Source organism: Lamprobacter modestohalophilus (assembly GCF_016583905.1).
GTDB lineage: Bacteria > Pseudomonadota > Gammaproteobacteria > Chromatiales > Chromatiaceae > Lamprobacter > Lamprobacter modestohalophilus.
Window position 1 is genome coordinate 1 of the sequence record NZ_NRRY01000085.1, and the last position, 11,490, is coordinate 11,490.

General features: G+C 61.5%; 9 protein-coding genes and 2 tRNA genes. 9 read left to right on the top strand and 2 right to left on the bottom strand.

The features are described 5' to 3' along the window. The first annotated feature begins 134 nt into the window (after positions 1-134). Positions 135-1,781 carry an HRDC domain-containing protein gene (locus CKO42_RS24755; RefSeq protein ID WP_242479680.1) on the top strand — a complete coding sequence of 549 codons (1,647 nt, stop codon included), beginning with the start codon at positions 135-137 and terminating at the stop codon, positions 1,779-1,781. Between the two features lie 115 nt (positions 1,782-1,896). On the opposite strand, the gene CKO42_RS24760 is transcribed toward CKO42_RS24755, so the two are convergent. Both CKO42_RS24760 and CKO42_RS24765 read right to left on the bottom strand, forming a co-directional pair. Then, positions 1,897-2,880, bottom strand: a complete 984-nt coding sequence (locus CKO42_RS24760) for a calcium/sodium antiporter (RefSeq protein ID WP_338034998.1) — start codon at positions 2,878-2,880, stop codon at positions 1,897-1,899. 250 nt (positions 2,881-3,130) lie between these two features. Then, positions 3,131-3,206, bottom strand: a tRNA-Thr gene (locus CKO42_RS24765). 147 nt (positions 3,207-3,353) lie between these two features. Here CKO42_RS24765 and CKO42_RS24770 point away from each other — a divergent pair. The 8 genes from CKO42_RS24770 to ihfA all read left to right on the top strand — a co-directional run bounded on the left by CKO42_RS24770 (position 3,354) and on the right by ihfA (position 11,312). Beyond that, a tRNA-Val gene (locus tag CKO42_RS24770) sits at positions 3,354-3,430 on the top strand. 186 nt (positions 3,431-3,616) lie between these two features. Further along, positions 3,617-5,548, top strand: coding sequence for a threonine--tRNA ligase (gene thrS, locus CKO42_RS24775; RefSeq protein WP_200251266.1), 1,932 nt, complete (start codon positions 3,617-3,619; stop codon positions 5,546-5,548). Between the two features lie 169 nt (positions 5,549-5,717). After that, the gene (gene infC / locus CKO42_RS24780; protein WP_420844343.1) at positions 5,718-6,269 is read left to right on the top strand and encodes a translation initiation factor IF-3; all 552 of its coding nucleotides are present in this window, start codon (positions 5,718-5,720) and stop codon (positions 6,267-6,269) included. Positions 6,270-6,515: 246 nt separating this feature from the next. After that, the gene (gene rpmI, locus CKO42_RS24785) at positions 6,516-6,713 is read left to right on the top strand and encodes a 50S ribosomal protein L35 (protein ID WP_200251268.1); all 198 of its coding nucleotides are present in this window, start codon (positions 6,516-6,518) and stop codon (positions 6,711-6,713) included. Positions 6,714-6,845: 132 nt separating this feature from the next. Then, complete coding sequence (rplT, locus tag CKO42_RS24790) at positions 6,846-7,211, top strand: 50S ribosomal protein L20 (protein ID WP_200251272.1); 366 nt, start codon at positions 6,846-6,848, stop codon at positions 7,209-7,211. Positions 7,212-7,281: 70 nt separating this feature from the next. Continuing rightward, a complete protein-coding gene (gene pheS / locus CKO42_RS24795; RefSeq protein WP_200251292.1) occupies positions 7,282-8,343 on the top strand; it encodes a phenylalanine--tRNA ligase subunit alpha in 1,062 nt (353 codons plus the stop codon). A gap of 74 nt (positions 8,344-8,417) precedes the next feature. Then, positions 8,418-10,904, top strand: coding sequence for a phenylalanine--tRNA ligase subunit beta (gene pheT / locus CKO42_RS24800; protein WP_200251296.1), 2,487 nt, complete (start codon positions 8,418-8,420; stop codon positions 10,902-10,904). A gap of 108 nt (positions 10,905-11,012) precedes the next feature. After that, positions 11,013-11,312, top strand: a complete 300-nt coding sequence (gene ihfA / locus CKO42_RS24805) for an integration host factor subunit alpha (protein ID WP_200251299.1) — start codon at positions 11,013-11,015, stop codon at positions 11,310-11,312. The last annotated feature ends 178 nt before the right edge of the window (positions 11,313-11,490 follow it).

An 11,490-nucleotide genomic window follows, 5' to 3' on the forward strand; every position in this document is an offset into this window, starting at 1 on the left:
GCAACGGCTTTTCCCTCGGTCAGTTTGCACTTCCAAGGGTACGCCGACCCGGCGCTCCTGCCACGCCTTCAGCGTGGTTGATCGCCTACCGGAATACTCAGTTTTGGACCAAGGGATGATCAAGGCCGACCGCTTTGATCTCGATCGCCCTCCAGCATATCTACCGGCAGTCGGATGCGGATTTCATCGACCTGCTCAATCGGGTGCGTGACAACCAACTCGACGACCTCGCACTTGAGCGGCTGAATGCTCGTCATCGACCCGACTTTGTACCTCGGGAATCGGACGGCTACATCACCCTGACCACCCACAATCAGAGTGCGGATCGGATCAATCAGACGCGCTTGCAGGGGCTCGGTGCCAAGTCCCGGAGCTTCACCGCGGAGATCCAAGGTGAGTATCCTGAGCAGAGTTTTCCAACCGCCAAGGTGTTGTCCCTCAAGCAGGGTGCCCAGGTCATGTTCGTGCGCAACGACAGTGCATCGGAAGGGCGCTATTTCAACGGCAAGATCGGCACCGTCACCCAGCTTGAGCGCGATCGTATCCTGGTGCGCTGTCCCGGGGATGCCACGCCGATCGAGGTCGAGCCCGTCACCTGGGAGAACATCCGCTACCGCATCGATCCGCAGACCCAAGCGATCTCCGAGGAGGTCATTGGCCGTTTCGTGCAATACCCGCTGCGTTTAGCCTGGGCCATTACCATCCACAAGAGCCAGGGGCTGACCTTCGAGCGTGCGATCATCGACGCCGGCGCGGCCTTCTCCCATGGGCAGGTCTACGTCGCACTGAGTCGCTGTAAGACCTTCGAGGGCCTGGTGCTCAGCACACCGATCCCGCGCCGGGCGGTGATGACCGATCAGCGGGTCTCGCACTACGTCACCGAGGCGAGCCGTCATCCGCCGACTCAGGAGCAGCTCGATCATGCGCGTACCCTTTACCAACAGCGACTGCTGCAGGACTGCTGGGACTTCGATCGGATCGGTGTCTGTCTGCGTAAGCTGCTCGGTCTCCTGCGAGAGAATCGGCGGGTCATCGACGTGCGCGGGACAGACGCGAGCAGTAGTGGGCCGGGTGACGCGATGGATGACGCGATGGATGACGCGATGCAGACAGTGGAGCAGCAGACGCTCGAGCAGGTCGTCAGCGTCGGCGTTAAGTTCCGGCGCCAGATCCAATCCCTCTACCGAGCGGAGCAGATTCCGGAAGAGGATGCGCATCTGCAGGAGCGAGTCCGCAAGGCGTCGGCCTACTTCTCCGATCAGCTGCAGCGTGGGCTGCTACCTTGGTTGGATGCGTTCTCGTTTGGGACCGATAACAAGGCGCTAGGCAAGGCGGTTCGCCAGGCCGTCGACGACCTCCGCGAGGCCCTGGCGATCAAGACCGCTTGCCTCGCAAGTTGTCGGCAGCAGTTCACGACGACGGCCTATCTCAATGCCGTGGCAACAGCCCAGATCGCCGCCAAGTCCGGCGGTGCCGCCGAGGCGAACAGGGCGGACGCCGACCAAGATGACACCGAAGATCCCGGGCTGTTGGCGGCGCTCAGACGCTGGCGCGCACAAAAGGCGGTCGAGGAAGAGCGTGAGGGCGTCACCCGCTATCGCATCCTGACCCGAGCCGTGCTCCGCCAGATTGCAGGGACGTTGCCAGATAGCCCAGAGGCCTTGGTCGCGATCAACGGCATCGGCAAGCGGACCGTCGCCCGCTATGGCAAAGAGTTGCTGGCGATTGTTGCCGACCACTGCCGAGAAAATAGTATCGATCCAGGCGACGGGCGTCGCTAGGCAAGTGAACTTGCACTGTTTCTGTGCCAAGGCTGATGTTCTTCTCTGCCGCGATCCGAGCACTCATTGCAACGGCTCCTTGCGACCATTCCTTTCTAGGCAGGTCTAGGCAGGTCTAGGCAGGGAGCGTGCTCAGCACCAGATAGGCGCTGTACGCGATGAAGGTCAACAGCAGGATGCCGCCCTCGAGCCGATTGATCCGGCCCTGTCTGCCCCGAAAGCCATAGCCCATCACAAAGAGCGCGACCGTGCCGGCCATCATCATGGGCCAATCGCGCATCATGACCTCCGCTGGAATGACCGCAATCGGCGTGATGGAACCCGCAATGCCGATCACCGCCAGCAGGTTGAACATGTTCGAGCCGACGATGTTGCCGATCGCAATGTCGTGCTCCCCTTTGCGCGCCGCAATCAATGAGGCGGCAAGCTCTGGCAGCGAGGTCCCAATCGCAATGATGGTCAACCCGATCACAAGATCACTGACGCCGAGGGTCTGCGCGATGGTCACCGCGCCCCAAACCAGCACGCGCGAGCTGACGATCAACAACAGCAGACCCACGACCAGCCAAAACACCGCACGCCTGAGCGGCATCGGATGCTCTGCCATCTCCTGGCTGAAATCGGCCTCAAGGGTGTCGCCAGGAGCGCGCAACGCGCTGAACAACGTCCAGCCGATCAAGGCCAGAAACCCCGCTAACAATAATGCCGACTCGATCCGCGTCAGGCTGCCGCTCCAAAGCAGCACGCCGACGACCGCGCCGATCCCCAGCAACAGCGGCAGCTCGCGGCGAATAATCGCTGAATGCACAGAGATCGGCGCAATCAGCGCTGTTAACCCCAAGATCAGTCCAACATTCGCGATATTCGAGCCAAGGGCGTTACCAAGCGCAAGGTTCGGACTACCATCCAAGGCCGCGAACGCCGACACCACCATCTCTGGTGCCGAGGTGCCAAAGCCGACGATCACCATCCCGATGACCAGCGGCGGCATCCCGAAGTGAGCAGCGGTTCCAGACGCGCCATCGATAAAACGCTCAGCACTCCAGACCAAGACTCCAAGACCACTGACAATTGCAACAAGCGCTAACAGCATCATCATTCCGCCCTCGCTATCGTTGAGCGATAGTCTAAGGCACCGGGGAGCATTCCGGTGCCCAGCAGCGGGCGATACGCGAGAGACCGCAGGGCCAAAACATGGCGCAGTCACGAGGATCGAACAGGGGACTCGCCTCGAAAGGGACAAGGTTCGTCCGGCGCTCGTCGGACGGACAGCAGGGTAGCGCGAGATCGACCTGTTTGGTTCCGAGAACCCAACGAATCCGGCACAGTGGCCTTGAGCACTCAAAATATGGAGCCGATGAGCGGATTCGAACCGCTGACCTACTGATTACGAATCAGTTGCTCTACCACCTGAGCTACATCGGCGAGAGGAGGCTGGTTGGAGCCTCCAACCAGCCGAGCATGTTAAGAGATCAGGTGTGTGGCCACAAGGGTTTTGTGCGTTCTGGACGATTTTGTCGCGATTTTCGCTTGCCAAGCGTTAAGGGGAGATATATTCTGTGCGGCTTCGACAGGCGCGTAGCTCAGCTGGTTAGAGCACCACCTTGACATGGTGGGGGTCGTTGGTTCGAGTCCAATCGCGCCTACCAATCAGTCGGTCGTCGGCAACAGGGATGGTGCCGGGCCACCGGAGCCGTCAGCCTTGGCCGGGGCGCATTTGCGCACCGCGTATCTGGGGCTGGCGGTTTTTGGTTTCTGGCGGGCGCATTGCGGCTGTCTTCCTTATTTCATGTGGCTCCTCGTATCGGCCACCACTGACCCCGAGAGGTTTCGAGATGCCAACGATCACCCTTCCAGATGGCTCCCAGCGGCAGTACGAGGGGCCCGTGACAGTGCAGGCGATTGCCGCTGATATCGGGGCCGGTCTGGCGAAGGCGACGTTGGCAGGTCGGGTCAATGGCCAGCTGGTCGATGCGGCTTATCTGGTAGCGGACGATGCTGAGGTCGCTATTGTGACCAGTCGCGATGAGGCTGCGCTGGAGCTGTTGCGTCACGATGCGGCGCATGTGATGGCGCAGGCCGTCCAAGAGCTCTACCCAGGCACGCAGGTGACCATCGGTCCGGCGATCGAGAACGGCTTCTATTACGACTTCGCGCGCGATGAGCCCTTTACCCCCGATGATCTGACCGCGATCGAGCAGCGCATGCACGAGATCGTGAAGCGCGATCTTCCGATCCAACGCGAGGTCTGGGAGCGCGAGCAGGCGAAGACGGTGTTTGGCGATCTCGGTGAGGCCTACAAGGTCGAGATCATTAACGACATCATCCCGGAAGGCGAAGAGGTCTCGGTCTACCGTCAGGGCGACTGGTTCGATGTCTGCCGCGGTCCGCATCTGCCCAGCACCGGCAAGCTGGGCAATGGCTTCAAGCTGACCAAGCTGGCTGGCGCTTATTGGCGCGGTGATTCCAGCAATGTCATGCTGCAGCGCATCTACGGCACCGCCTGGCGCGACAAGAAGGAGCTCAAGGCCTATCTGCGTCGGCTTGAAGAGGCCGAGAAGCGCGATCATCGTAAGCTCGGCAAGCAACTCGACCTGTTCCATTTTCAGGACGAGGCGCCGGGGATGGCGTTCTGGCACCAAAAGGGCCGGATCATCTATCGCCAGGTCGAGGAGTACATGCGCGGCAAGCTCGACGAGTATGGGTATCAGGAGGTCGAGACGCCGCAGGTGTTGGATCGCTCGCTCTGGGAGCGCTCTGGGCACTGGGAAAAGTTCGCCGACGATATGTTCACGACGCAGTTGGATGAGCGCGATTACGCGATCAAGCCGATGAACTGTCCGGGGCATATCCAGATCTTCAATCAGGGGCTGAAGAGCTATCGTGAACTGCCGCTGAAGATCGCCGAGTTCGGTGTTGTGCATCGCAGTGAGCCCTCCGGCACCCTGCACGGACTGATGCGCGCGCGCCGCTTCACCCAGGACGACGCGCATGTCTTCTGCACCGAAGAGCAGCTGCAGCAAGAGGTTGCGACGCTGATCGAGATGGTGTTCGAGACCTATCACGACTTCGGCTTCGATCAGATCGATCTGGCGCTCTCGTTGCGTCCGGAGAAGCGGGTTGGCAGCGATGACCTCTGGGACAAGGGCGAGGCGGCGCTCGATAAGGCGCTACGCGACAAGGAGTTGGAGTTCCGTGTGCAGCCGGGTGAGGGCGCCTTTTATGGCCCCAAGATCGAGTTCACGCTGCGCGATAGTATCGGCCGCACCTGGCAATGTGGCACCATCCAGGTCGATTTTTCGATGCCAGGCCGGCTCGGCGCCTATTACATCGGCGAGGACAATGCGAAGCAGGTGCCGGTGATGATCCACCGCGCTATCCTTGGCTCGATGGAGCGTTTCATCGGTATCTTGATCGAGCACTACGCAGGTGCGTTGCCGCTTTGGCTGGCGCCGGTGCAGGCGGTTGTGCTGACGATTACCGATCATCAGCGTGACTACGCCGAGCAGGTGGCTAAGGTGTTGCGCGATAAGGGGTTCCGTGTCGATTCCGACTTGAGGAACGAGAAGATCGGCTTTAAGATTCGCGAGCACACGTTGCAGAAGGTGCCCTACTTGCTGGTGGCTGGCGATCGCGAGATGGAGAGTCAGACCCTGGCCCTGCGGAATCGCCAAGGCACAGATTTGGGTGTGGTGGGTCTCGACGCGTTGGCGCAGAGACTCGGTGCCGAGGTTGCCGAGCGTGCAAACGGAGCCATTCAGTCCTGAGTCACCACTGGCATCCTGGGCTTCTGTGTTCGGTCCGTCCGCTTTTCCGCGTTTATGTTAGCCGTTTATGTAAGCTAGGAGTTGCGCGGCCCGATGGGCGTGTTGTTATCGAGCGTCGCTGTGCGCTGGACTCCAGGCTGGGCCCTGGGTTGCCGGGCATCGCGCTGCTATCGGTCTTTTCGTAGTTCGGAGGAAGTCTGCTATCGCTGCACCAAAACGCAACCGCGTCAATGAGGAGATCTCGGTTCCACAGGTCCGTTTGATTGCCGAGGATGGCGGCCAGGTCGGTATTCTCGACCTCGCTGATGCCATTCAGAAAGCAACTGAAGTGAGCCTGGATCTCGTCGAGATCGATCCCAACGCCGATCCGCCGGTCTGCCGGCTGATGGATTACGGGCGCTTTCGGTTCGATCAGAAAAAGAAACAGAACGAGGCGCGCAAAAAGCAAAAGCAGGTTCAGGTTAAGGAAGTCAAGTTTCGACCTGGCACCGATATCGGCGACTATCAGGTCAAGCTCAAGAACCTGACCCGGTTCCTGCATGAGGGCGATAAGGCGAAGGTCACCATGCGTTTTCGTGGCCGTGAGCACGCGCACCGTGAGTTGGGCCTCGAATTGCTTCGGCGGGTCGAAAAAGACCTATCCGACATCAGCATTGTCGAGCAACAGCCGCAGATGGAAGGGCGGCAGATGATTATGGTCCTCGGGCCGAAGAAGCACTAAGGTTATCGCGTCAACGTTACCGTCTAAGGCGTAGTTTCATCGTCTAGGGTTGCGCCGCGCTCTATTAGGTTGAGTGTAGGTTGAGTGCGAAATAAGCGCTTCATCAGCCGAGTGGCGATGCGCTCTGTACGTTAACCGTTGTTCGTCGAGAGTATCCCGATACGCGGCGCCCGGGCCGGGCTTCCGATGCGCCGCATCCAATAAGCTGCCGACTGGATCGGCGGCAAGCACACTACGGAGTGAAAAATGCCCAAGATCAAGACCAATCGTGGTGCCGCGAAACGATTCGCGCGCACAGCATCCGGACTGTTCAAGCGCAATGCCTCGCATCGGCGGCATATCCTGACCAAGAAGGCGACCAAGCGGAAACGTCAGCTGCGTAAGAATCACCTGCTGCACAAGTCCGACAACCGGGCGGCACGTCGGATGATGCCTTATTGCTGAGCCCCCTTGTGGTCGCTGAGTCGGGATACATTGGCGGCTGAGCCAAGCTTGCTCTGCCAAGCTTGCTCCGCCAAGCCCCTGCTCCGCTAAGCCTGCTCTGCCATGACGATTTGAATACTTCGGAGAAGAGATATGCCACGCGTTAAACGCGGCGTGACCGCGCACGCTCGCCACAAGAAGGTCCTCGACCAAGCCAAGGGCTATTATGGTGCCCGCAGCAAGGTCTATCGGGTCGCCAAGCAGGCGGTCATCAAGGCCGGTCAGTACGCCTACCGCGATCGCCGTCAGCGTAAGCGCCAGTTCCGCGCGCTCTGGATTGCGCGGATCAACGCCGCCGCGCGCCTGCATGGGCTGTCGTACAGCCGCATGATCGACGGGCTCAACAAGGCCAACGTCGAGATCGATCGCAAGATGCTCGCCGAGCTTGCGTTCGAGAATGAGCCGGCGTTCGGTGCGCTGGCTGAGCAGGCCAAGGCAGCCCTGGCTGAAGCCTCTTAACGACGTAGCGAGCGACGTTCGACGCGCTGTCCCCTGTGCGGGACGGTGCGCGATGGTGCTAGAGGAACCCATGACGCAACGCCCTGATGCCGATCCGATCGATGCCGATCCGACCCCTGATCTGGCGGACCTCGAGTCTGCCGCGCTAGCGGCGGTCAACGCGGCTGCAGATCTTGCTGCGCTCGATGATGTGCGGGTGCGCTATCTAGGCAAGAGTGGTGTGCTGACCGCACAACTGAAGTCGCTCGGTGCCTTGCCGAAAGCAGAGCGGCCAGCCGCGGGTCAGCGCATCAACGACGCGAAGCGGGTGGTTCAGGATGCGTTGGAGGCGCGGCGCGCCGTGCTCGAGGAGCAGCAGCTCGCGGTGCAGCTCCGTGACGAGCGCATCGATGTGACCCTGCCTGGGCGCGGTCAAACGCCAGGTGCTTTGCATCCGGTGACGCGCGCGATGGCTCGCATCGAGCGGCTGTTCGCCAATGCCGGATTCAGCATCGCTGAGGGTCCAGAGGTCGAGGACGACTACCATAACTTCGAGGCCCTCAACATCCCGGCGCATCATCCGGCGCGGGCGATGCATGACACCTTCTACTTCCCGGATGGCCGGCTGCTGCGCACCCATACCTCGCCGGTACAGATTCGGGTGATGGAAACTCAACCGCCGCCGCTGCGCATCATCGCGCCCGGACGCGTCTATCGCTGCGATTCGGATCTGACGCACACGCCGATGTTTCATCAGGTGGAAGGCTTTCTGGTCGATCGCGAGGCGACCTTCGCTGATCTCAAGGGCGTGCTTTACGACTTCTTGCGCAACTTCTTCGAACAGGATGATCTCAAGCTGCGCTTCCGCCCTTCATACTTCCCGTTCACGGAGCCTTCCGCCGAGGTCGACGTGCAGTGCGTCAAGTGCGGCGGTCGGGGGTGCCGAGTCTGTAAGCAGAGCGGCTGGCTGGAGGTCTTGGGCTGCGGCATGATCCATCCGGAGGTGTTTCGCCAGGTCGGCATCGATTCCGAGCAATGGCTCGGCTACGCCTTTGGCATGGGCGTGGAGCGTCTAGCGATGCTGCGTTATGGCGTCGATGATCTGCGACTCTATTTTGAGAACGATCTGCGATTCCTGTCGCAGTTCGCCTGATCCCACTTGCCCTGATACCTAACCCAACGTGAACAAGTGTATGGCCCGAACGGTGCATTTCCGCGGGGTGCTTTATGCGCTTCAGTGAATCCTGGCTGCGCGAGTGGGTGAATCCGCCGCTTGCGGCGCAGGCGCTCTGCGATCAGCTCAGCATGGCTGGCCTCGAGGTCGATGCACTCGAGCCGGTTGCGCCCGTCTTCTCTGGGGTCGCCGTCGGGGCGGTCATGGCCGTTGAGCCACACCCGGATGCGACCAAGCTGCGGGTCTGTCGGGTCGATGTCGGCGAGGAAGAGCCGCTGCAGATCGTCTGTGGTGCGGCCAATGTCGCGGCCGGGCAGCGTGTGCCGGTGGCGCGGATCGGCGCCGTGCTGCCCGGCGACTTCAAGATCAAAAAGGCCAAGCTGCGAGGTGTCGCCTCGCAGGGCATGATCTGCTCGGCCTCTGAGCTGGGCTTGGCCGAGCGCTCGGAAGGGATCATGACCCTGCCGGGCGATGCGCCGGTGGGCGAGGACCTGCGCGCTTGGCTGGCGCTGGACGACCAGGCGATCGAGCTGGATCTCACGCCCGATCGCAGCGACTGCCTGAGTGTCGCCGGCGTCGCGCGCGAGGTCGGTGTGCTCAACCGCCTGAGCGTGACCGAGCCGGCGGCAACACCGGTGGCGCCGGCCCATGATGATCGCTACAGCGTGCAGCTTGCGGCTCCAGCCGCCTGCCCGCGCTATCTGTGTCGCATCATTCGCGAGCTCGACCCGAGTGCCGAGACGCCGTTGTGGATGACAGAGCGGCTGCGTCGCAGTGGGCTGCGGCCGATCTCGCCGATGGTTGATGTGACCAACTATGTGCTGCTCGAACTCGGTCAGCCATTGCATGCGTTCGATCTCGAAAAGCTCGAGGGTCCGATTCAGGTGCGGCTGTCTCAGTCCGGCGAGCGCTTGGCGCTGCTCAATGATGAGGCGGTCGAACTCGATGACGACACCTTGGTGATTGCTGACAGTAACGGGCCAGTGGCGATGGCGGGTGTCATGGGGGGGGCTGCCAGCGCCGTCTCCGAGACCACCCGTGACATCCTGCTCGAGAGCGCGTTCTTCGCGCCTGAGGCGATTGCTGGACGGGCGCGCCGCTATGGGCTGCATACCGATTCATCGCATCGTTTCGAGCGCGGCGTCGATCCAATGCTGCAGCAGCGGGCCATCGAGCGCGCCACCGCGCTGCTCCTGTCGATTGCTGGCGGTCGCCCTGGGCCTGTGGTCGAAGCATGCTCTGAGGGCGATCTGCCGCAGCCGGCATCGCTGCTACTGAGGCGCACCCGTATTCGACAGGTGCTTGGCATCGCGCCCGACGACGCGCAGGTGGTGGACATCCTGAGCCGGCTCGGGATGGCGCTGGAGCCCAGCCTCGAGAGGGGCCGCGACGATGATGCTGGCGAGCACAGCGCTGGCGCGAAGGGGACGAATGAGAACCGCGCGCGCGATGATGTCGGCGCCGAAGGCTGGCAGGTGACGGCGCCCTCGCAGCGCTTTGATATCCAGCGTGAGGTCGACCTGATCGCCGAGATTGGTCGGATCTACGGCTACAACGCGATCCCGGTGACCCATGCACGCTCTGCGGCATTCACCCGCGCGCCGCAAGAGATGGCTTTTGATCTGCAACTGGCACGGCGCACCTTAGTCGCCCGCGGCTACTTCGAGGCGATCACCTACAGCTTCGTCAGCCCGGAGCAAAACGGCTCGTTTGATCCACGCCCATCATCGGCGCCCTTGAGCCTTGCCAATCCGCTCTCGGCTGAGCTTTCGGTGATGCGCAGCAGCCTCTGGCCGGGTCTGATTCAGGTGATGCGGCAAAACCTAGCGCGTCAGCAGCCACGCGTGCGTCTCTTCGAGACCGGGCTGCGGTTTCTCGATGGCGCTGAAAACCTTCGTCAGTCACCGAGTCTGGCGGGCGCGGTGGTGGGTCCGGTATTGGCTGAACAATGGGGTGCGGCTAGACGCCTGGTCGACTTCTTCGACCTCAAGGCCGATCTCGAGGCGGTGTTGACGCAGACTGGTCGGCTCGATGCGCTCCGGTTAGGGCCGCCCGCCACCGAGTCTGACGCGCACCCGGCGCTGCATCCTGGGCAGAGTGCCGAACTCTGGCTCGGCGAGCAGTCGATTGGCTGGATCGGCACCCTGCATCCGCTGTTGGCGCGACGGCTTGAGCTGCCCAATGAGGTGCAGCTGTTCGAGATCGACCTCGCCGCGCTTGGCGTTGGCGAGCGGCCGGCGTTCGAGCCGCTGTCGCGGTTTCCGTCGATCCGCCGCGATCTGGCGATCGTCGTCCCAGCGACGCTGCCGTTCGAGCGGGTGCGGCAGACGGTGATGGCCAGTGCCGGCGATTTGCTCAAGCAGTTGATCCTGTTCGATCAATACCAGGGTGACAAGATCGAAGCGGATCACAAAAGTTTGGCTTTCGGATTGATTTTACAGGCGTCTTCTCAGACACTGATCGACGCTGAGGTGGACGCTGTGGTGCAGGCCGTGGTCGAGCGGCTCGAGCAAGAACTGGGAGCGAAGCGACGGACCTGAGCCCTGGCGACGCGGAGTTCGGGCGTCTCGGCGCCGGCCGTGTTGGTTATTTGGCGCAGGCTTATTTGCGGCCTCCCCTGATGGTTTTGAGGAGCAGAGTAGGTTTTTATGGCACTCACCAAGGCGGATATGGCAGAGCATCTGTTCGAAGTGCTCGGGCTGAATAAGCGCGAGGCCAAGGACGTGGTCGAGATGTTTTTCGAGGAGATCCGCGCGGCCTTAGAGCAGGGTGAGCAGGTCAAGCTCTCCGGCTTCGGCAATTTCGATCTCCGCGAGAAAAAGCAGCGACCAGGGCGGAATCCGAAGACCGGTGAGGAGATACCGATCACTGCGCGGCGTGTTGTCACCTTCCGGCCCGGACAAAAATTGAAATCGCGGGTCGAAGCCTATGCTGGAAACGAGCGTTAGCCTCAAAGAACTGCCGCCGATCCCATCGAAGCGCTACTTCACCATCGGTAATGGAATGGTCCGCCCCGCTCCTCCAACACACCCCGAGCGGGCACAATAAGCGATGATGAGAACCCATCGTCAACCAAGGTAGCGGAGCAGACCAATGACAGAGACTCACAAAGACCGGGCCATCACG

Coding starts and splice junctions, on each gene's coding strand:
- CKO42_RS24760 (WP_338034998.1), bottom strand. CDS start 2,880: ATGATGATGCTGTTAGCGCTTGTTGCAATTGTCAGTGGTCTTGGAGTC.
- thrS (WP_200251266.1), top strand. CDS start 3,617: ATGCCAACGATCACCCTTCCAGATGGCTCCCAGCGGCAGTACGAGGGG.
- rpmI (WP_200251268.1), top strand. CDS start 6,516: ATGCCCAAGATCAAGACCAATCGTGGTGCCGCGAAACGATTCGCGCGC.
- rplT (WP_200251272.1), top strand. CDS start 6,846: ATGCCACGCGTTAAACGCGGCGTGACCGCGCACGCTCGCCACAAGAAG.
- pheS (WP_200251292.1), top strand. CDS start 7,282: ATGACGCAACGCCCTGATGCCGATCCGATCGATGCCGATCCGACCCCT.
- pheT (WP_200251296.1), top strand. CDS start 8,418: ATGCGCTTCAGTGAATCCTGGCTGCGCGAGTGGGTGAATCCGCCGCTT.
- ihfA (WP_200251299.1), top strand. CDS start 11,013: ATGGCACTCACCAAGGCGGATATGGCAGAGCATCTGTTCGAAGTGCTC.